The sequence below is a fragment of the Arenibacter palladensis genome (assembly GCF_900129275.1).
Classification (GTDB): Bacteria; Bacteroidota; Bacteroidia; order Flavobacteriales; family Flavobacteriaceae; genus Arenibacter; species Arenibacter palladensis.
This window is the reverse complement of sequence record NZ_FQUX01000001.1, coordinates 385,739-406,408: the sequence shown is the minus strand read 5'-3', so window position 1 is coordinate 406,408 and position 20,670 is coordinate 385,739. Positions and strand designations below refer to the sequence as shown.

15 protein-coding genes are annotated in these 20,670 nt (G+C 39.7%); 8 read left to right on the top strand and 7 right to left on the bottom strand.

Annotated features, from left to right (window positions below; genetic code table 11):
• The first annotated feature begins 83 nt into the window (after positions 1–83).
• Positions 84–518, top strand: a complete 435-nt coding sequence (locus tag BUA60_RS01525; RefSeq protein WP_031446277.1) for a deoxycytidylate deaminase — start codon at positions 84–86, stop codon at positions 516–518.
• Between the two features lie 15 nt (positions 519–533).
• The gene (locus tag BUA60_RS01520) at positions 534–2,159 is read left to right on the top strand and encodes a S41 family peptidase (RefSeq protein WP_072859983.1); all 1,626 of its coding nucleotides are present in this window, start codon (positions 534–536) and stop codon (positions 2,157–2,159) included.
• Here the strand turns inward: BUA60_RS01520 and BUA60_RS01515 are convergent.
• Together BUA60_RS01515 and BUA60_RS01510 are read right to left on the bottom strand one after the other, a co-directional pair.
• Positions 2,156–2,359: a hypothetical protein gene (locus BUA60_RS01515; RefSeq protein ID WP_072859982.1), complete on the bottom strand. Its 204-nt coding sequence runs from the start codon at positions 2,357–2,359 to the stop codon at positions 2,156–2,158. The genes BUA60_RS01520 and BUA60_RS01515 overlap by 4 nt on opposite strands.
• Positions 2,360–2,379: 20 nt before the next feature.
• Positions 2,380–2,958 carry a MarC family protein gene (locus tag BUA60_RS01510; RefSeq protein WP_072859981.1) on the bottom strand — a complete coding sequence of 193 codons (579 nt, stop codon included), beginning with the start codon at positions 2,956–2,958 and terminating at the stop codon, positions 2,380–2,382.
• 148 nt (positions 2,959–3,106) lie between these two features.
• Between BUA60_RS01510 and BUA60_RS01505 the strand changes: the two genes are divergently transcribed.
• A complete protein-coding gene (locus BUA60_RS01505; RefSeq protein ID WP_072859980.1) occupies positions 3,107–3,679 on the top strand; it encodes a DUF3109 family protein in 573 nt (190 codons plus the stop codon).
• Here the strand turns inward: BUA60_RS01505 and BUA60_RS01500 are convergent.
• Together BUA60_RS01500 and BUA60_RS01495 are read right to left on the bottom strand one after the other, a co-directional pair.
• Positions 3,669–5,648 carry a tetratricopeptide repeat-containing sensor histidine kinase gene (locus BUA60_RS01500; protein ID WP_072859979.1) on the bottom strand — a complete coding sequence of 660 codons (1,980 nt, stop codon included), beginning with the start codon at positions 5,646–5,648 and terminating at the stop codon, positions 3,669–3,671. The two genes, BUA60_RS01505 and BUA60_RS01500, sit on opposite strands and share 11 nt — an antisense overlap.
• Before the next feature lie 9 nt (positions 5,649–5,657).
• Positions 5,658–6,392: a LytR/AlgR family response regulator transcription factor gene (locus tag BUA60_RS01495; RefSeq protein ID WP_072859978.1), complete on the bottom strand. Its 735-nt coding sequence runs from the start codon at positions 6,390–6,392 to the stop codon at positions 5,658–5,660.
• 180 nt (positions 6,393–6,572) lie between these two features.
• Here BUA60_RS01495 and BUA60_RS01490 point away from each other — a divergent pair, with 180 nt between their 5' ends.
• The 4 genes from BUA60_RS01490 to BUA60_RS01475 all read left to right on the top strand — a co-directional run bounded on the left by BUA60_RS01490 (position 6,573) and on the right by BUA60_RS01475 (position 15,675).
• Positions 6,573–6,881, top strand: a complete 309-nt coding sequence (locus BUA60_RS01490; RefSeq protein ID WP_072859977.1) for a hypothetical protein — start codon at positions 6,573–6,575, stop codon at positions 6,879–6,881.
• Between the two features lie 498 nt (positions 6,882–7,379).
• Positions 7,380–11,381 (top strand): two-component regulator propeller domain-containing protein, encoded by a 4,002-nt coding sequence (locus tag BUA60_RS01485; RefSeq protein WP_072859976.1) that lies wholly within the window; start codon positions 7,380–7,382, stop codon positions 11,379–11,381.
• A 699-nt stretch (positions 11,382–12,080) separates the two neighbouring features.
• Positions 12,081–13,067 carry a ribonucleotide-diphosphate reductase subunit beta gene (locus tag BUA60_RS01480; protein WP_072860804.1) on the top strand — a complete coding sequence of 329 codons (987 nt, stop codon included), beginning with the start codon at positions 12,081–12,083 and terminating at the stop codon, positions 13,065–13,067.
• A gap of 136 nt (positions 13,068–13,203) precedes the next feature.
• Positions 13,204–15,675 (top strand): ribonucleoside-diphosphate reductase subunit alpha, encoded by a 2,472-nt coding sequence (locus BUA60_RS01475; protein WP_072859975.1) that lies wholly within the window; start codon positions 13,204–13,206, stop codon positions 15,673–15,675.
• Between the two features lie 483 nt (positions 15,676–16,158).
• On the opposite strand, the gene BUA60_RS01470 is transcribed toward BUA60_RS01475, so the two are convergent.
• From BUA60_RS01470 to BUA60_RS01460, 3 genes are all read right to left on the bottom strand, one after another.
• Positions 16,159–17,073 (bottom strand): hydroxypyruvate isomerase family protein, encoded by a 915-nt coding sequence (locus BUA60_RS01470; protein WP_072859974.1) that lies wholly within the window; start codon positions 17,071–17,073, stop codon positions 16,159–16,161.
• A gap of 111 nt (positions 17,074–17,184) precedes the next feature.
• A complete protein-coding gene (locus BUA60_RS01465; RefSeq protein WP_072859973.1) occupies positions 17,185–17,832 on the bottom strand; it encodes a gluconate 2-dehydrogenase subunit 3 family protein in 648 nt (215 codons plus the stop codon).
• A complete protein-coding gene (locus tag BUA60_RS01460; RefSeq protein ID WP_072859972.1) occupies positions 17,832–19,544 on the bottom strand; it encodes a GMC oxidoreductase in 1,713 nt (570 codons plus the stop codon). The genes BUA60_RS01465 and BUA60_RS01460 overlap by 1 nt, the downstream gene beginning before the upstream one ends.
• A 136-nt stretch (positions 19,545–19,680) precedes the next feature.
• Here BUA60_RS01460 and BUA60_RS01455 point away from each other — a divergent pair, with 136 nt between their 5' ends.
• Positions 19,681–20,670 (top strand): sugar phosphate isomerase/epimerase family protein, encoded by a 990-nt coding sequence (locus tag BUA60_RS01455; RefSeq protein WP_072859971.1) that lies wholly within the window; start codon positions 19,681–19,683, stop codon positions 20,668–20,670.

Genomic DNA, 20,670 nt, shown 5'->3' with positions numbered 1-20,670 from the left:
AGCAAACAATAGGGTTGGCGCTAAGGGGTCCAGGGACATTTAAAAGGGACTTCGGCTCATGGATTAATGGGAAATATCAACGGATGAAGGAACGTAAACAGGAAAAGTACGACAAGGCGTATTTGCGAATGGCCAGTGAATGGGGCAAACTTTCGTTTTGCAAGCGCAAACAAGTAGGTGCCATAATTGTAAAGGATAGGATGATTATTTCCGATGGATACAATGGAACTCCGACCGGATTTGAAAATATTTGCGAGGACGAAGAAGGATATACCAAATGGTATGTGCTTCATGCCGAAGCCAATGCCATATCCAAGGTAGCCTCTTCTACGCAGTCCTGTGAAGGAGCCACATTGTACATAACATTGTCTCCGTGCAAGGAATGTAGTAAATTAATACACCAGTCTGGCATAAAACGTGTAGTATATCAGACAGCATATAAGGATAACTCTGGCTTGCAATTTCTTGAAAAGGCCGGAGTGCAGCTCGTTCACCTTCCCATTATTGTGAACGTGTAATTGCTATTTTGAATCATGAAAAGAAAAAATTCCTACATATGGCCCACAGTAATTGCCCTGGCTTTGGCCGCGGGTATATTCGTGGGTGGAAAATTGAATTTTAATGATTCACCAGAGAAGCTTTTTACTACCAATTCAAAAAAGGATAAACTCAACAGATTAATAGATTATATAGACTACGAGTACGTAGACGAAATCAATACGGATAGTATTGTAGATGTCACTGTAAACAATATTTTAGAGAAATTGGATCCCCATTCGGTATATATACCCAAACAGGAGATGGATAAGGTCTCCGAGAATATGAAGGGCGATTTCGTGGGCATAGGAGTTAATTTCTATATGTACAAGGATACCATTTCCGTGATTAGAACCATTGAAGACGGACCAAGTTTTCTCAAGGGCCTTCAAGCTGGTGACAGGATATTAATGGCGGACAATGACACTTTGTACGGAGAGAACATCCCCAATAACTTGGTTGTTGAAAAGCTAAAGGGCAAAAAGGGTACTCCAGTAAGATTGCAGGTTTATAGGAAGGACGACAATAGGACTTTCAGCGTAAACATTAAAAGGGATGTGGTTCCGATAAAAAGTGTAGAGGCCTATTATATGCTTACCAGGGATATGGGTTATATCAAGGTAAATCGTTTTGCGGAATCAACTTATAAAGAGTTTAAGTCGGCCTTAAGGAAATTGGAGGCCCAAGGGGCTAAAAAACTAACCCTGGATCTAAGGGATAACCCCGGAGGGTATCTGGGCATTGCCGAACAAATGGCGGATGAGTTTTTGGCAGACGGAAAATTGATTTTGTTCACCAAAAACAAAAAAGGCAAGATAGATAAGGTTTTTGCCACCAAAAAAGGCGATTTTGAGGATAAGCCCGTGTACGTTTTAATTAACGAGCGTTCCGCCTCCGCCAGCGAGATCATAGCAGGATCCTTACAGGATAATGATATAGGTACTATTATTGGCCGTAGGTCTTTTGGAAAGGGCCTGGTACAGCGCGAAATGGATTTGGGGGACGGCTCTGCCGTGCGCTTGACCGTATCCAGATATTATACGCCTACCGGACGTTCCATTCAGAAATCGTACGACAAGGGAAACAAGGATTATTATCAGAAATTTACCGATCGCTTCCATAGTGGGGAACTAATTTCTGTGGACAGTATTAAAGTGGCCGATTCTTTAAAGTTTAAGACCCCAAATGGCAAGGTGGTTTATGGCGGGGGAGGTATTATCCCGGATGTATTTGTACCCATTGGTTCCAATGAATCGGAGTATTTTGAGAGCATGGAAAGTTTGGGCTTCCTGTCCTATTTTGTATTTGAGCATTTGGATGGCAACAGGGCCCAGTACAAAGGGTATTCCAAGGAAGAATTTATAAATAACTTTAGGGTAGATGATATCCTTTTTGAGGTCTTTATAGACTATTGTCTGGCCAGAAATATTAAGTTGGACTTCTATGCTTTCGAGGATAAGATAAAACTATATATTAAGGCTACCCTCGCAGAACAATTGTTCGACCCCAATGTCTACGCCAAAATAAAAAGTGGCGGGGACGACATGTTGAAGAAGGTGCTGGAATTGGATAAACCAACTATAAGCCAAAAAGAGGCAGATAGAATTGAATCCAATAACTAGTCCTGTTCAATTTTTTTCTGGATTTTCTTGGAAGTACTATAAATCAGTAAAAGTGCTATGGCACATAGGGCGGCCAATATTCCTATAAGGGCTATTATGCTATTTCCCTGAAAAGGGTCCTTAAAATCCACCAAGGTCACGTTATAGGCTATTAATCCCAATCCCAATACAATGAGTACTATTATTACAATTTTGTTCATCAGATCAATTTCTTTAAAGTTTAAAATAACTGGTTGATATTCGAAGTAAATAGCTTCACAGCGATGGCTAAAAGAATAACACCAAATATTTTCCGGATTACATTGAGTCCGTTTTTGCCTAAAATATGCTCTATTCGCCTAGAGGATTTCAGGACAAAGTATACAAAAATAACATTTATTATAATGGCAACAATGATATTCTCTACGTAGTACTCGGCCCTTAAAGAAAGTAAGGTAGTTACCGTACCGGCACCGGCAATCAAAGGGAAAGCAATAGGTACTATAGAGGCACTTTCGGGTTGATCGTCCCTGTAAAGGGTGATTCCCAAAATCATTTCTATGGCCAAAAAGAAGATTACAAAAGATCCGGCAACCGCAAAAGAGTTAACATCGATCCCTATTAAATTTAGGATTTCTTCTCCAACAAACAAGAAGGCTACCATTATACAGGCCGAAACAACAGAGGCCTTACCAGATTGGATATGTCCTACCTTGTTCCTTAGGGATATTATAATGGGAACACTCCCAATGATATCTATTACTGCAAAAAGAACCATACTGGCAGTAACTATTTCCCGAAAATTAAAATTGAATTCCATAATAAAAAAATAATCCTAGTTTCTAATATACGTGTTTCGCCTTTCCGCGCTAAGACGCGGCAAATTTACGTTTAATTAGGGGTATTTGGATTTATTTAAAGGAAATTATATCCCTTAAAGAATTATATTTGTCGCCTAATAAAATGGTATGTTCCAACTGGGAAAAACAATAGTATCGGAGGAAATTATAGAGAACGATTTCGTTTGTAATTTAAATGCCTGTAAAGGGGCCTGTTGTGTTGATGGGGAAGCCGGAGCTCCTCTTGAAGATAAGGAAACGGAAATTTTGGTAGACATCTATAGCAAGGTAAAACCCTTTTTACGGCCCGAAGGCATTGCTGAAATAGAAAAGCAAGGGGCCTTTATTCGAGGTGAGGATGGTGAATGGGAAACACCCTTGGTGAATGGCAGTGAATGTGCATATGTAATTTTTGACGACAAAGGAATTACTAAATGCGGCCTGGAAGAGGCATATAATAAAGGCGCTACCAAGTGGAAAAAGCCTGTTTCCTGTCATTTGTACCCCATACGTGTACGGGAGTATTCGGAACTCACCGCAGTGAACTACCATAAATGGGAAATATGCGATCCTGCATGTTCCTTGGGCAACGAGCTTAAGGTGCCTATTTACAAATTTGTAAAGGAGGCCTTGATTCGCAAGTTTGGAAAAAAATGGTATTCGGAATTGGAACAAATTGCCTTAGAGCATACTAATGGGTAGGGATGTGTAGGACCACTTTGGTGCCCAAGGCCACTTTATTGGAATCATATAAGTCTATTATTTCTACCTGAAATGAATTTTCGAAGTCTTTGGAGAAATTGGCCAACCTTTCCTTGGTAATATCGATGCCAATGGACTTTCGCTTCAGGATCTTGCTTTCCTTTATCCTTTCTGAGGCCTCCCGGCCAACGCCGTTGTCGGTGATGCTTATTTGAATAAATTTTTCATTTTCCCGGCTAACGTGCAAATGGATCTTTTTTTCTCCCTCTTTAGAGGAAAGTCCGTGCCAGAGGGCATTTTCCAGAAAAGGCTGTAGAATCAACGAAGGTATCTTAACGGTATGCTCATCAATGGGTTCGTCTACCCGTACCGTGAAATTTATCTCGTGTGAAAATCTAATATTTTCAATGTTCATATACAGCTCAATGGTTTCCAGTTCATCGGCCAGGGATATTTCCTTTAATGAGGAAGCTTCCAGAATTTTGCGGACCAGCTTGGAAAATTTATTAAGGTAGTGTACCGCGTTTTTCTTTTCATTATTAATGATATATAGTTTAATGGAATTTAGGGAATTGAACAAAAAATGAGGGTTCATTTGGCTGCGCAACATACTTTGCTCCAGGGTTAGGATCTGTTTTTCATTTTTCAGCTCTTTTTGCCTATAAAGTATGTAAAGGATAAAAGTTAAAAGGGCCATTCCCAAGGCCCCAATGATCAGGGTATTTGTTTTCTTGCGAAGTCGTAGGTTCATGAATTCGTTTTCCCTGGCCAAGGCTTCTATTTGATTGGTTTTTTTTTCGGTTTCATATTTTATGATCAAATCGTTGATATAACGGCGATTGACCTCACTATTGATTTCTTCGTTAAATGCTTCCGCCATTTGGTAGTACTCCAAAGCATTCTGGTAATCGCCTTTATAAGTGTGTAATTTGGACAAATAATTATACGCATGGGCAATATAACTAGGCAAATGATGTTTTTTGGACATTTCCAATCCGGTAACCAGATATTTTTCGGATTCTGCATACTGTTTCAACTCCATCAACGCCCAGCCAATATTGATGTTTATGGCAGCTATGATAGACATGTCCCCCAAGGTTTCTGCAGCCAACAAGTTGGGTTCAAGGATATCCAATGCCTGTGTTAGTTTGTTTTGCTTTATGTAGATTTGGGCGATACTATTCTTACATATAACCCGGCCCTTGTCGCTGTCAATTTCATTATTGTAATCCAAAGAAGTTCTGTAGTAGTGTAACGCCTCTTCCAATTCACCCTTATATTCAAGGCATTCCCCAATATTTTGATAATTAATGGCAAGGCCTAGCTTATTGCCAAGCTCCTTGGCAGAGGCCATTGCCTTTTTAAATTGAGCAATGGCAATGTCGTATTGCTTCAGGATTAAGTAAAGATTCCCTATGCTGTTCAGGGAAACGTTAATACTTTTTTTAAGATCTTTGGAAGGATTGTTGACGGTTTCGGCCAGTTCCAAAGCTTCTTGGTGGTAATCCAAGGCAATTTTTATGGCATCACTTCTTCTGTAGACTACGCCCAACATATTTAAACTATAGACCCGGAATTCCAAGTTATTGGCTTCCAAAGCGGCCTCTAAGGCCTTTTCATGGAGTTCAACGGCCTTGGGGTAATTGGAAATATCCCTATATTTTCTCCCAAGCTGGTTAAGTGCGTAGGATTGCCCTATGGGGTATTGCTTTATTGTCGCCTCCTTGTTGAAATAGCGCATGTAAATGGTATCCGTTCTTTTGGTATTCAGTACGGAATCCAGTCCTTCATAAGTGGCTGGCCTTGCTTTTATAAGACTATCGGTTATCCTTTTAAATTCTTCTGAAACTACTTGCGAATTGGCCTTGCTAAGGGATAGGGTGGTAAATACTAAAAAAAAAAAGAAGTTACCTTTATTTAAGTATGGAAGTCGACAAATGAAATAATAAAACAACGAGGGAAATTTCATAATGATAGATTATATTAAATCTAGAAAGTCGGACTTTTTCTGTCTTGAAACAGGTATTTTATGGTTGGATTGCAAAATTACGTAACCATCTGTTTTAAGAAATTCCTTTATTTTGTTAAGGTTGATGATAAAGGAATTGTGAATTCTAAAAAAAGTATCTTTGGGCAGTATCTGATTTACCTCCTTCAATTTTTTGGTAAGCAAAATCTTTTGTCCGTCACTTAAAAATAAGGTGCTGTAATTGCCATCGGATTCCGCAAAAAGAATTTCATCACTTTGTAAAAATAATAATTTCCCGTCTGTATTTATGGTAATCTTTTTTTGAAGCGAATCGGAATTGAATTTCAACAGTATTTTCTCCAGCTTTTCCGCCGTATAATTTTTGCTATTGAACTTTTTTATTTTTGCGATGGTGGCATTTAGATCATCCGTATCTATCGGTTTTAGAAGATAATCTATTGCTTCGTTCTTCAGCGCTTTTATCGCATATTGGTTGTAGGCAGTGGTGATGACTACCGGGAATTCCTTGTTCTGCAATTTCTGAATAAATTGAAATCCGTCCATTGTGGGCATTTCTATATCCAGGAACAAACAATCCGGCGGATATTGCTCCAAGTATTTTAAAGCCTCAAAGGGATCCGTAAAGGAGGCTACCACTTTAATCTCATCACTAAAGTTGGTCAGCTCCCAAGAAAGACTCTGTAGGGCTTTAATTTCGTCATCTACTAAAACTGCTTCTAACATAGTATAGGAAAGATACTCAAAATTAGAAATATAGTTCGTTAAGCTTTTAATATTTTGTGTCAATGGAATTGAATTGAGTATAGTTGGCGCTTATTGGATTAAGATTGGGCCTTTTGGGAAAGGTGCGCTTTATTAAATGGTTTTTGTGGGAAGGAATTACATAAATACAGAATTTTCCTTATGTCATTTATACAGGAAATTTTACCATTTACACAATTACGCAGTGTAGGCTCTTACATTTCATATACATTTGGTTCACCAATTGTTTTCTTTACAGGGAAACAAATTGGATCTGATAGAACCAAAACCCAGGTGATGAATAAATGTATAGCCTTTTTTATCGTTTTAGTTTTAGTCCTTGTTGTAGCTGTTCTTACGGACAATGAGCGCACAGCTTCCCATGAAAACAATTTAGTGGAACATAAGGTAGATACAAATAAGAATAGCCCACTTGTTGCTAATAAGGCAGTATCAGGCAGGAGTTATTAAGGGTTTAATATGTACATACAGTAGTAGTCCATAAATAGTAAATATTAAACAAGAGCATTCAATGACCATAATTATTAATAAGTAAAATTAACTGCCAAAAAAAGTGCGGTCCTGTAGGATTTTTTTAAATACGAACATGTCATTGTTGCAAAACTATCCGAAGGATGTCGATGTAAATTTGAAAAACGCAATCAACTTGTAGGTTTTGGAATGCGCATAGTATTTAGGTTTCGGGGGAACTACCTAAACTTGTGTTTCCGATTCTCGTAATTCATAAACTCATTGCATCTATTGGATCGCACCAATTTGGCGGTTATTTTTTTCTTCTCTAAATGAATTTTAGTAATGGGCCTAGCCTCCCAGGCAGTAGTTCTTATGTGGTCTATATTCCTAAAAAAATATTTTCATTGATTTCTTCTCGGATATATCTTATCTTGTAAGTAACCAATCAGGATAGAACTAACCGTGGGCAAGAAAAAATCAACAAATCATATCTTCATGATATTTGTTGGCACAATATATTTTATTTGTGCACAATTGCTTTATTCCCAAGATCAAATCAAATTTAGACAGCTCTCGGTTAATGACGGACTTTCGCAGAACAGTGCGGTATCCATTGCCCAGGATAGTATAGGGTTTATGTGGATAGCCACTCAGGATGGCCTTAACAAGTACGATGGCAGTACATTCAGCATTTATCCTTTTACGTTTACAGATGTTACTAGGGCCACACATAGTTATTTAGGGAAGGTTTATGTAGATAGAAAGGGTCATGTATGGGCCATTCCCAATGATCGAATCCCATATAAACTGGATAACCAATCCAATATTTTTGTTCCACTTCAAGGAATTAACGATGCAAGTTCCATTTTCATGGATGAGGATTATAATCTGTGGATAGGCACTTACTCCAATGGACTTTATGTAAAAAAAGTGGAAGAGGAAGGGGTTAGTCAAATATTTTCATCCAACATTGCCGGGGGTACTATATATAACATAACCCAAAATGAAAAGGGTGTCCTATTATTGTGCATGGACAATGAAATTGTGGAATACGATTACAAGGAGGTACGCTTGCAAAAAGTAAAGGCCAAAACAACAACTGGCAATCCTATAGTTAGCAATTACAGTGATATTGTTATGGATAAGCAGTCCAGGGAATGGATAGGTACTTTTGGCGCCGGACTTTATTTTAGGAATTCCGGGGAGAGAGTGTTTAGGCGTGTGGAAAATCTGGGCTTTAAAGACAGCTTGCCAATGGATTTGAACATAACGGACCTGCATTTGGATACATTGGGAAGACTATGGATCGCCACCTATGGACAGGGGCTATATCTTGTTAATTTTGAACAACTATCCATTACACATTTTAGTACAGCAAAGCATAATCCCACTGCACTTCACTATAATGATATCCTGAGTATTTATGAAGATTATTCAGGAACCCTATGGTTTGGCACGGATGGGGCGGGAATCAGCTATTACGATCAGTATTTGGAAAAATTTAATTCCTTTACGGATTATCAGACACCGGAGAATATTAGTATAGATGTTGTTAGGTCTATTGTGGTAGATAGGAAGAACTCGGTTTGGATAGGTACTTCGGGCAAAGGTCTAACCCAGTATATCCCAGAGGACGATAGTTGGAGGACTTTTAAGACGGGAACCGAAAGTGAAAATACCATTTCTTCCGATCGCGTCATGAGTTTAATGATAGATAAAGAGGATAATTTATGGATAGGGACCCAGGACGGTGGCCTAAATATGCGCGATACCGAAGGTAACTTTGTGCATTTTTCCGATACCGGTGATAGTTCTCTTTCAGCAAATACCATTTGGTCTATTTATCAGGATGAAGAGAAAAGGATCTGGCTGGGCACACGAGACGATGGCCTTATTCAATTTGATAAGGATAAGGGTGAAGTAAGAAGGTACGCTTACGATCCGAATCTTCAAAATGGCATACCCAGCAATAATGTTAGGGTCGTTACCTCGGATGGTAAGGGAAATTTGTGGATTGGCACAGAAGGCCATGGAATTTCAAGGTTCAATATTGAGGAGGAGACATTTACGAACCATCAATTTGTGAGCAATGGAACCTCCTTGTCAAGCAATAGGATAAAATGCCTTTATTATGCTCCCAATGACATACTCTGGATCGGTACCAATGGTTCGGGACTCAATGCGTATGACATAGAAAATAACCTGTTTTATGAGTACAGTGTAAGGGACGGTCTTGCCAATAATGTGATTTACGGTATATTGCCGGATAATGAAGGAACCCTATGGCTGAGCTCCAATAAAGGTATAACCAAATTTACCCCTGCAGCTAAATTGGAAGCCGCGCCTAGTATTGTAAATTACAACAATTACGAAGGCTTGGCAACGGAATTTAATACCGGTGCGTATTTTAAGGATGGTGATGGCAATCTTTATTTTGGTGGTTTGGACGGCTTCTATTGGTTTAAACCCAATAAAATAAAGGAAAATACCACAGTGCCAAAAATTGCGATCACTGGTTTTGATGTATATAATACGGCCTTCCCAATTGCGGATGGGCTGGCTTTGAAAGCAAATCAGAACACGTTATCCTTCAGCTTTTCCGGCCTTCAATTTTCGCTCCCGGAAAAAAACCAATACCAATATAGATTGGTGAATTTTGATAGTGACTGGGTGTATGCCGGACAAAAGAACTTTGCACGTTATACGCGTTTACCTCCCGGCGAATATGAATTTCAAGTAAAGGCCAGTAATTATGACGGGGTCTGGAACGAAAATCCAGTCGGATTTTCTTTTTCCATTATGTCGCCGTGGTATTTGACGTCTATAGCCAAATTTTCTTATGTAATCCTGTTTTTATTATTGGCCTACGGCGTTTACAGTTACTTAAAATGGCAATGGCAATTACAATTGAACCTTCGTTTAAAAATGGAGGAGACCGAACGGTTTAAAAAGTTAAACCGCTTTAAATCAAAGTTATATACGGATATTTCACATGAATTTCGAACTCCCCTTACCTTAATTTCTGGACCGGTGGATGCGAAATTATCCCAAGGCGGGCTGTCGGATATGGATTTTGCCAATTTTTCCATGATCAAGAGGAATATCAATCGTTTAATTGCCTTGGTGGATCAACTGTTACATTTGGCAAAGTTGGAAAAGGGTAAATTGAAATTAAAAATTTCCAAGGGCGATATGGGCCTCTTTTTGGGAATGCTAACCTCTTCTTTTAGGTATAGGGCCAGTATTAAGAGAATTGATTATGTGGTGGAAATAGACGAGTTGAGGCCTGTTTGGTTTGATGAAGATGCATTAGAAAAAATTATAATCAATCTTCTTTCCAATGCTTTTAAATATGTAAGTGAAGGAGGAAGGTGTCAGTTTGTAGCAAGAAGGGATGGTGGTAAAGTGCGGATCAGTGTAAAAAATACTGTAGGACAATATTCAGAGGTGGATCTGGATAATCTTTTTACCCGTTTCTATCAACAAGATGAGTATTCGGAAGGTGCAGGGGTGGGGCTATCCGTGGTAAAGGAATTGGTGAGTTTGTATCAAGGAACCATAACCGTGGAAATGGAGGAGCCAAAACTGATACATTTTTCGGTGAGTTTGCCCTTAAGGAAATCCCATTTTACAAATTTGGCAGTTGTGGAATTGGTGAAGAAGGCGGGCGAGCCTAATTTAAATCCAGATTGCAGCGGCCATATAATGCCTATACCGGATGCGGTTCATGGGGACGGGTCAGACGACCTGCCTATTCTATTAATTGTTGAGGACCATAAGGAGATACGGGAGTTTCTAAATTCGGCTTGGAAAACTAGGTACAGGATTATGGAGGCAATCAATGGTGAGGAAGGAATCAATACCGCTTTGGAAGTGGTTCCGGATATTATAATATCGGATGTACGAATGCCCCTTTGTGACGGTATAGAACTATGTAACAAATTAAAGACCGATGAACGAACCAGTCATATCCCTATTATTTTGCTGACAGCTGGAGTAGGCGAAGAGCAGGAGCTGCTAGGCCTACAATCCGGGGCAGATGATTTTATTACCAAGCCATTCAAACTAAAAATTCTTCAAGCACGGGTGGATAACCTTATTGGAAACAGAAAAATGTTGCGGAACCGGTATAGCCATGAGTCAATTTTGGAGGCCAAGGATATAGCAATTACCCCTACGGATGAAATGTTCTTAAATAAGTTGCAAAGCGTGTTGGATGATCATCTGGCCGATCCCAACTTTAATGCGGAGGCCTTTTGTGAAAAATTGGCCATGAGCCGTATGCAGCTTCACAGGAAACTATTGACCTATACCGGACTATCTACAACTGCTTTTATTAGATCACAACGATTAAAACAGGCCGTTCATATTTTAAAGACTTCCGATGCCTCGATCAGTGAAATAGCTTATGCCGTAGGATTTAATACACCTTCCTATTTTATTAAGTGTTTTAGGGAAACCTACAATAAGACTCCTGCGGAATATCAGAACACCTAAGAAGTATAGCAACGGAATGCCAATGTTACATTTATTGCACACTTTGTTACATATTGGATATTCTTTTTGGATTAACTCGGATATATTTGATATGTAGATGATTTCCCAGCTAATATGCCGGAATCAAGGTTTTAGAGGCTGGCATCCTAAATAGCTAGGATTTATGTGAACATTATTATTTCCATTTGGTTAAAACCTTGTGCGAAGTATCAAAATACTATATTAACTCAAACTCCACTATTATGACAATTTCAAACATCAAAGCAGTAAGCTTAGTTTTTTTAGCAATGATTGCAATCTCGGTATTTATGATCTTGGCCGCATTGTCTCTATAATATTTAAAACCTAAAATGAAATAGGGAAAAGGCAATTTCGGGATACATCTCCATATAAACCAAAGGTTGGTTTTTGGTAATGAAGCACATAAACCAAAGAGTATGTTTTTTATATACTTTTTGGTTTATTTTTTTGGGATAATTTTTTCAAGGAAACCATTGGTATTTTTTCCATTTCACTTTGTACTATAAAGGTAATGAACATCACTAGCGAGGTAACATTTCAACATTTTGTGTTAAAAACTTTGTGGTTAATAATGCTTATTTGGCTTTAGTTATTGGGGGTATTTTGCAATCTTTGTTATCTCCTATCGAGGGCAATTTTTCGCCTAAGTTTAAGAAACCCTATAAATCTAAAAAAGATATGTCAGCAGCTATAGAGCCGATTCTGAAAGAAAACCTTAACCGATTTGTTATTTTCCCTATTAAACACCATGATTTGTGGGATTGGTACAAGAAATGTGAGGCTAGTTTTTGGACTGCTGAAGAAATTGACCTGCACACGGATCTTAATGATTGGAACAACAAGCTGAATAGCGATGAGCGTTATTTCATTAAGCATATCCTTGCGTTTTTTGCCGCGTCCGATGGTATTGTAAATGAAAATCTAGCGGAAAATTTTGTAAGTGAAGTTCAATATGCCGAGGCAAAGTTCTTCTACGGTTTCCAGATAATGATGGAAAATATCCATTCTGAAACCTATTCCCTTCTGATAGATACCTATGTAAAGGATGAAAAGGAAAAGGATTTGCTTTTTAATGCCATTGAGAATTTTCCGGCAATAAAGAAAAAGGCGGATTGGGCATTGAAGTGGATAGAGTCTCCAAGTTTTGCAGAACGTCTAATTGCCTTTGCTGCGGTGGAAGGTATTTTCTTCTCTGGCGCATTCTGCTCTATATTTTGGCTAAAGAAAAGAGGGTTGATGCCTGGACTTACTTTTTCCAATGAATTAATTTCGAGGGATGAGGGGATGCACTGTGATTATGCCGTTCATCTTCATAACAAGCATCTTATAAACAAGGTTCCCAAAGCTAGGATTACCGAAATTTTGGTGAACGCCTTGAACATAGAAAGGGAGTTTATTACAGAATCGCTTCCAGTAAGTTTAATAGGAATGAATTCTAAGTTGATGACTCAGTACCTTGAGTTTGTAACGGACCGTTTGTTAGTGGAATTGGAATGTGATAAAGTTTACAACTCTACCAATCCTTTTGATTTTATGGATATGATTTCCCTACAGGGGAAAACCAATTTCTTTGAAAAAAGAGTGGCCGAATACCAAAAGGCCGGAGTCATGAACAAGGATAAGGATGACGATTCCCAGAAAATCAGCTTCGACGCGGATTTTTAAGAATAGGTATAATAATAAATAAGAGTCCCCTTTGGGTTATAAGGGGATTTTTATGCGATGAATTTGATATGTTAACGTTTTTAACATATTGGGCCATAACCCAAAATCAAGTATTATTTAAATAAATTGTAGCAACATGTACGTAGTAAAAAGAGATGGAAGAAAAGAGCTGATGATGTTCGATAAGATCACGGCCAGAGTAAGAAAATTGTGTTATGGTCTTAATGACCTGGTGGACCCATTGAAGGTTGCCATGCGGGTTATAGAAGGACTATATGATGGTGTAACTACCTCGGAGCTGGACAATCTAGCGGCCGAAATAGCAGCTACAATGACTACTTCCCATCCGGATTACGCTAAATTGGCGGCCCGTATTTCTGTTTCCAACCTACATAAGAATACCAAGAAATCCTTTTCCGAAACGATGAAGGATCTTTATGAATATGTTAACCCTAGAACCGGAAAAAAGGCACCTTTGCTTTCTGATGAGGTTTATGAGGTTGTTGCTGCGAATGCGGATAGGTTGGATTCTACCATTATTTATAACCGGGATTTTGGCTACGATTATTTCGGATTTAAGACTTTGGAACGTTCATATCTTTTGAAACTTAATGGAAAGATTGCCGAAAGGCCACAGCATATGTTGATGAGGGTATCCATTGGGATCCACTTGAACGATTTGGATTCGGCCTTGGAGACCTATGAGTTGATGTCCAAAAAATACTTTACCCACGCTACACCTACCTTATTTAATTCAGGGACTCCAAAACCTCAAATGTCTTCCTGTTTCCTTTTGGCAATGAAGGACGATAGTATTGATGGTATTTATGATACGCTTAAACAAACGGCAAAAATTTCCCAATCTGCCGGAGGTATAGGTCTTTCCATACACAATGTAAGGGCCACAGGTTCTTATATTGCCGGTACCAACGGAACGTCCAATGGTATTGTACCAATGCTACAGGTGTTTAACGATACCGCAAGGTACGTAGATCAGGGTGGTGGAAAGCGTAAGGGGAGTTTTGCGATCTATGTGGAACCATGGCATGCGGACATATACGATTTCTTGGATCTAAAGAAAAATCACGGAAAGGAAGAAATGAGGGCTAGAGACCTGTTTTATGCCATGTGGATTCCGGATTTGTTCATGAAAAGGGTTGAGGCCAATGAAAATTGGACCCTAATGTGCCCTAATGAATGTCCCGGACTATTTAACCATCATAGTGAGGAGTTTGAGAAATTGTATATCCAATACGAAGCACAAAATAAAGGGCGTAAAACCGTTAAGGCCCGTGAGCTTTGGGAGAAGATTTTGGAATCACAGATAGAGACCGGAACGCCTTATATGCTTTACAAGGATGCCGCCAATAGGAAGAGCAACCAACAAAACTTGGGAACTATTCGTTCGTCCAATCTATGTACAGAAATACTGGAATATACTTCCCCGGATGAGGTAGCGGTATGTAATTTGGCTTCCATTGCACTTCCCATGTTTATTAAGAATGGAGAGTTTGATCACAAGGAATTGTTTAGGGTAACAAAACGTGTTACCAAAAATTTAAATAGGGTAATAGATAGAAATTATTACCCCATTAAGGAGGCCGAAAATTCCAACATGCGCCACAGGCCTATTGGTTTGGGTGTGCAAGGTTTGGCAGATGCATTTATTATGTTGAGATTGCCATTTACCAGTGATGCTGCCAAGGAATTGAACCAAGAAATTTTTGAGACGCTATATTTTGCTGCGGTTACAGCTTCCATGGAAATGGCAAAAGAGGAAGGCGCATATTCATCCTATGAAGGTTCTCCAATATCCAAAGGGGAATTCCAGCATAATTTGTGGGGTGTTAAGGATGAAGAGCTGTCCGGTAGATGGGATTGGGCAAAATTGCGCAAAGAAGTAAAAAAGAACGGAGTTCGTAACTCTCTATTGGTAGCCCCAATGCCTACCGCTTCAACATCGCAAATACTGGGTAACAATGAGTGCTTTGAACCATATACCTCTAATATATATACCCGTAGGGTTTTGTCCGGTGAGTTTATTGTTGTGAATAAGCACCTTTTGGAAGATTTGGTAAATCTTGGACTGTGGAACGAGAATATGAAGCAGGAATTAATGCGTGCCAATGGTTCAGTACAGCACATAGAGAATATACCTGCCGAGATTAAGGAGTTGTACAAAACGGTTTGGGAATTGAGTATGAAGGATATAATTGATATGTCCAGACAACGAGGATATTTCATAGACCAGAGTCAGTCCCTAAACTTGTTCATGGAGAACGCAAACTATTCCAAATTGACTTCAATGCATTTCTATGCATGGAAGAGCGGACTTAAAACTGGTATGTACTACCTAAGGACCAAAGCGGCTGCAGATGCCATTAAGTTTACTTTGGATAACAGCAAGAAGCAGGAAGTCCCTGTGATTGCAGAAGTGGAAAGCACTGTAGTGGCACCCGCTGTTGCCAAGACGATTAAAGTCGAGGCTACTTCAGCCAATCCACAAGAATTGGATGTTCAGCCTTTGACAGCTGCTGAGATGAAGGAATTGATAGCCAAGGCAAAGGAGGGTCAGGCAGACGACGATTGTTTAATGTGTGGCTCCTAAATGGCTTATAGAACATAGTTGAGAAACAAATAATCCCCGAAGTATTCTTCGGGGATTTTTTTATTGTATGGACAGGGAAAATATGGAACGATCATTCCCTTTATCTACTGATACGTTGTTCTTATTTATTGGATATATAGGGTTTTAGTATAAACGCACATAGGAACGCTATACAATAAATGACCAGAATAGTGATGTAATTATCCATTTTGCCCCGACTTAAAATAGCTTATTAATTAATATACGATGCGAATTGAAAAATAGATCATAATTATCTCAAAAACAAGAATATAACGCAATGCACCATGTTCATTTTTTAAAATGATGGTGATATATTATTCGCCCTAGGACAAACAATATTAAATAAATCGCTATGGTATAAAAATAAAGTTCCATCTTGTTCCTTTGACGGGGAAACAAGATGGAAACTTTCTAAATGCAAAGTTAAATAAGTGGCCTTAGAGTCCTAAAATGTAGTTCGTACTACAAAAAATTATCTTCTGATTTGTAGGCATTGATTACGGCCATTTCACCTTCCTTGTCCGGTTTGGAATTACCGTGTTCCATACCCAAGACTCCTTTAAAACCTTTACTGTGTATATATTTAAATACATTTTTGTAATTAATTTCTCCCGTAGTGGGCTCCTTTCTACCAGGATTGTCCCCTATTTGGATATAGTCGATCTCATCCCAAGTAAGTTCCATATTGTGGATCAAATGACCTTCAGTTTTCTGCATATGGTAGATGTCGAACAATATTTTACAGGAAGGACTGTCCACCCCCTTGCAGATCATATAGGTCTGATCGGAATTCTGTAAATATAGATCGGGGGAGTCGGACAAAGGTTCCAATACCATGACCAGGCCGTGGGGTTCCAAAATCTCAGCACCCCTTTTCAATGCTTCTATAACATTGCCATCCTGAATACCTATCGGCAATTTTCTTTCAAATCCACCAGGAACAACGGTCATCCATTTGGCGTTGACGCGTTTGGCTACCTCTACAGCTCTTTTGCATCCGTCCAAAAAGATGTCAATGTATTCTTGTTTACCGGCAGCTAAGGTGTTGGCCATGTTGCCCCCCTTGTCTATCACAAAGACACCCATGGTCATATTGCGTTTGGCCAAGGTTTCTCCAATTTTGGTTTGGGTTGCCACATCCCTGCCCATCATGCCGTTGTCTTCAAATGCAGTAAACCCTTGGTCGGCCATGAAATTTATTTGGTCAATAAGGTCATCCCCTGCAAGGTTCTTGAACATTCCGAAATGTGGGGCGTATTTTAGGTTGAACGTATGTTTCATGTCTAGATTGGTGTTGGCCCCATAGGCTAAAGATCCTCCTAAGGTAACCGCACTGCTGGTTAGGGCAGTTTTTTGTATAAAATCTCTTCTTTTCATTTTTTTTGGATATGGTTGGATTTTTATAATAAAACAATGCTAAAAGAACCTGATGGCCATAAGCTATCCCAGTCCTTTTAGCTTTTTCTCAATTTTTGATGATCATACTTTTTACAGGGACCAAACCTTTCCGCCACTAAGTTCCTGAAGGTCTCCACAGGCAATATATTCACCTGGAACAGGTAAATAGGGCAATACATTTTCACCTACAAACTCGGATGATTTATAGCCCAATATCACCAACCCCCTCAAATTATTGGCGAAGGCGAATCTTGAAGCCTCATCATCCAAGGTGGCAGTTTTTCCGGCCTTTACGGCTTCGGTATAAGTATTTATTACCTTAAAGTTTTTGGCTTGATCTTCTTTGGAAATTTTGAGGGCACTGGCCAAAACCGGTTCCAAATCTTCAGGGGTTAGGTCCGCGATTTCCTTCTTACCGGAATCCTGTAAGGCCTTGTCCGTGAATTTCCCCATGGTCATCTTTAAAAGATCTTGTTGTTCCTTTTCCATTACCTGATCGGCAAAACGGTCTATAAAGATATGGACCTGTACTTCGGAAGCTGAAGGCGTATCCGTCTTAGGCATGATAATATCTACCAAATGGGTCAGAACAGATCCTTCGGCAGATGTTAGAAAATCCGGGGTCCAAACAATTGCAGCATCTTTTTTACAACTTTGTACAATACTGATCAAGGTGGGGGTGGCAACAGTGTATCCTAATGCCAGCCCCATATTTTTGAGTGCTTTTCTTCTATCCATTATATATTTCCTTTTTTAAGTTCTTTAACCGCATGATCGGCGGCCCTGGCAGTGAAGGCCATGTAAGTCAATGATGGGTTTACACAACTGGCAGAGGTCATAAACGCCCCATCGGTAACGTAAACATTGGGCACATCGTGTATTTGATTGTTACCGTTAAGTACAGATGTTTTTCTGTTACGGCCCATTCTGGCAGTACCCATTTCGTGAATGCCCAGCCCTAAGCCGGTAGGACCATCATGTCCTTTAACATCCCGTAATCCAGCTTTTTCCAGCATTTCAACTGCAGATTCCTGCATGTCTTTACGCATGTTGAATTCATTTTCCTGTAAATCGGCATCAAAAGTTACCGTAGGCAATCCCCAGCTATCCAATTTGTCGTAATCCAAGGTCATTCTGTTGTCCTCATAGGGGAGTACCTCTCCAAAACCTCCAATTCCCATTCTCCAACCTCCAGGTTTAAGCATATTTTCCTTAAATTCTTTACCGTAAGAGAGCTCTGCAACCGTTTCTTCCCAATTGCCCCTACTGGCGCCACCTTGATAACCGAAGCCACGCTTGTAGTCTTTTCTATCGGTAGCACCTCCTAGGTTCCTAAATCTGGGAATATATATCCCATTAGGTCTTCGGCCTTTATAATATTTGTCCTCAAAGCCATCGAATTTACCGGAAGCACCTACCCCTAAATGGTGGTCCATAATATTGCGGCCCAATTGATCCGAGTCGTTGCCCATACCATTTGGAAATCTGTCGGATTTGGACTGCATTAAAATGGCTGTAGATGCAATGGCAGAGGCGCATAGGAAAATGACCTTTGCCTTAAATTCATGTGTTTCCTTGGTAAGTCTGTCTATTACCTTTACCCCTGTTGCCTTCTTGGTATTGGGATCGTACATAACTTCATGGACAATGGAGTCTGTACGCAATGTCATATTTCCAGTTGCTTCTGCCGCTGGGAGGGTAGAGGACAGACTGCTAAAATAGCCCCCAAAAGGACATCCTCTGATACATCTGTTTCTATATTGACATTTGGTACGTCCGTCAAAATTTTTGGTCCCTGTAATATGGGCAACCCGACCTATGGTTACGGCACGGTCTTCAAAGCCCTCGGTTACCCTGTTCTTAAAATGTTCTTCCACACAATTCATTTCCATGGCAGGCAGAAAATCACTATCGGGCAATTGAGGTAGGTTAAGTGCCTCTCCACTAACGCCAATAAAGTTTTCCACTTTTGAGTACCATGGCGCAATATCCTTATATCGAACTGGCCAATCAACGGCAATACCTTCTCTTTGGTTGGCTGTAAAATCGATGTCGCTCCAACGGTAGCTCTGACGTCCCCATTGTAATGACCGCCCACCCAAGTGGTAACCTCTCATCCAGTCAAATCGTCTTATTTCATTGTATGGATGCTCCAAATCGTTAACAAACCACATTTTACTGGCTGCATTGGTGGTATATCCCGTTCTGTTCTGTTTAGGTTGTTTTTCAATATCTTCCCTGGTAGGTTCGCCGGCATTAGGAAAATCCCAAGGATCTAGATTGGCTGTCTCGTAGTCCTCAATGTGTTTTACCATTCTTCCACGTTCCAGAACTAGGGTTTTGAGTCCCTTTTCACATAATTCTTTGGCGGCCCATCCTCCGCTAATGCCTGTGCCTACGACAATTGCATCATAAGAATCCTGCACTTCATTGTTATTGAACTTGCTCATTTATGAAATTGTTTATTTAATAAATTTATTAAATATAAAATTAATTTTTTACATTTAAACCCTATATATATTAATACTATGGCACTATAACGTTATAGTAATTGTTAATTCTTGGATTTAATCACAAAACTTAAAAATGGAGCAAAAAAATTTGAAAATCAAAGGGATCAAGGTGGTAATGGTTGCCTTGTTAATGGGTGTGTTGTCTTGTAAGGAAGCCCCCAAGGAGCAGCCTAAAGATGTGGAGACCGCTGAGGTATCCGCTAAAGCCACAGAACCTTTTTTTAAATTGTCATTGGCCCAATGGTCAATGCATAGAATGGTACGTGAAGAGGGTGTGGATCCATATACTTTTGCTGAAAAAGCCAAGAATTGGGGTTTTACAGGTTTGGAGTATGTAAGTGGTTTATATTATAAGGAATTGCAGGCTGCAAATTTTTCCAAGGAAGCCATGGCTGCCTTCGTTGAAAAATGTAATGCAGAGAGCAAAAAACATGGTATGCAAAATGTCCTGATCATGATCGATGGTCAAGGGGATCTTGCTACAACGGATGATAAAAAAAGAAAGGAAGCTGTCGAAAACCATTATAAATGGGTAGATGCCGCTGCGGATATGGGTTGCCATGCCATTAGGGTAAACCTATCTGGGAGCAAGGTTCCCAATGAGTGGATGGCCGGTTCCGTAGATGGTTTAACCCAGTTGGCCACCTATGCCAAAGGAAAGAATATTGAAGTTTTGGTAGAAAACCATGGTGGCCTGTCGTCCAATGCGGCTATGTTGGCAGAGGTTATGACCAAGGTAAATATGGACAATTGCGGTACCCTTCCTGATTTTGGCAACTTTTGTATAGAAAGAACCAAGGATGGCTGTGCCGAGGAGTATGACATTTATAAAGGAATTAGTGAACTAATGCCGCACGCCCTGGCCGTCAGTGCCAAGTCCTACGATTTTGACGCGGAGGGCAATGAAACCAAACTGGACTACCCTAGAATACTTAAAATAGTTAAAGATGCCGGTTATACAGGTTTTATTGGTGTGGAATACGAAGGTAGCGCTCTAAGTGAGGAGCAAGGGATAATCGCTACCAGGGATTTATTGATAAAAGCCGGTAAAGAACTTAATTAG

Bases quoted from the DNA above. Each gene is read 5' to 3' on its own strand.
- BUA60_RS01525 (WP_031446277.1), top strand. From the start codon at position 84: ATGAAGGAACGTAAACAGGAAAAGTACGACAAGGCGTATTTGCGAATG.
- BUA60_RS01520 (WP_072859983.1), top strand. From the start codon at position 534: ATGAAAAGAAAAAATTCCTACATATGGCCCACAGTAATTGCCCTGGCT.
- BUA60_RS01515 (WP_072859982.1), bottom strand. From the start codon at position 2,359: ATGAACAAAATTGTAATAATAGTACTCATTGTATTGGGATTGGGATTA.
- BUA60_RS01510 (WP_072859981.1), bottom strand. From the start codon at position 2,958: ATGGAATTCAATTTTAATTTTCGGGAAATAGTTACTGCCAGTATGGTT.
- BUA60_RS01505 (WP_072859980.1), top strand. From the start codon at position 3,107: ATGTTCCAACTGGGAAAAACAATAGTATCGGAGGAAATTATAGAGAAC.
- BUA60_RS01500 (WP_072859979.1), bottom strand. From the start codon at position 5,648: ATGAAATTTCCCTCGTTGTTTTATTATTTCATTTGTCGACTTCCATAC.
- BUA60_RS01495 (WP_072859978.1), bottom strand. From the start codon at position 6,392: ATGTTAGAAGCAGTTTTAGTAGATGACGAAATTAAAGCCCTACAGAGT.
- BUA60_RS01490 (WP_072859977.1), top strand. From the start codon at position 6,573: ATGTCATTTATACAGGAAATTTTACCATTTACACAATTACGCAGTGTA.
- BUA60_RS01485 (WP_072859976.1), top strand. From the start codon at position 7,380: ATGATATTTGTTGGCACAATATATTTTATTTGTGCACAATTGCTTTAT.
- BUA60_RS01480 (WP_072860804.1), top strand. From the start codon at position 12,081: ATGTCAGCAGCTATAGAGCCGATTCTGAAAGAAAACCTTAACCGATTT.
- BUA60_RS01475 (WP_072859975.1), top strand. From the start codon at position 13,204: ATGTACGTAGTAAAAAGAGATGGAAGAAAAGAGCTGATGATGTTCGAT.
- BUA60_RS01470 (WP_072859974.1), bottom strand. From the start codon at position 17,073: ATGAAAAGAAGAGATTTTATACAAAAAACTGCCCTAACCAGCAGTGCG.
- BUA60_RS01465 (WP_072859973.1), bottom strand. From the start codon at position 17,832: ATGGATAGAAGAAAAGCACTCAAAAATATGGGGCTGGCATTAGGATAC.
- BUA60_RS01460 (WP_072859972.1), bottom strand. From the start codon at position 19,544: ATGAGCAAGTTCAATAACAATGAAGTGCAGGATTCTTATGATGCAATT.
- BUA60_RS01455 (WP_072859971.1), top strand. From the start codon at position 19,681: ATGGAGCAAAAAAATTTGAAAATCAAAGGGATCAAGGTGGTAATGGTT.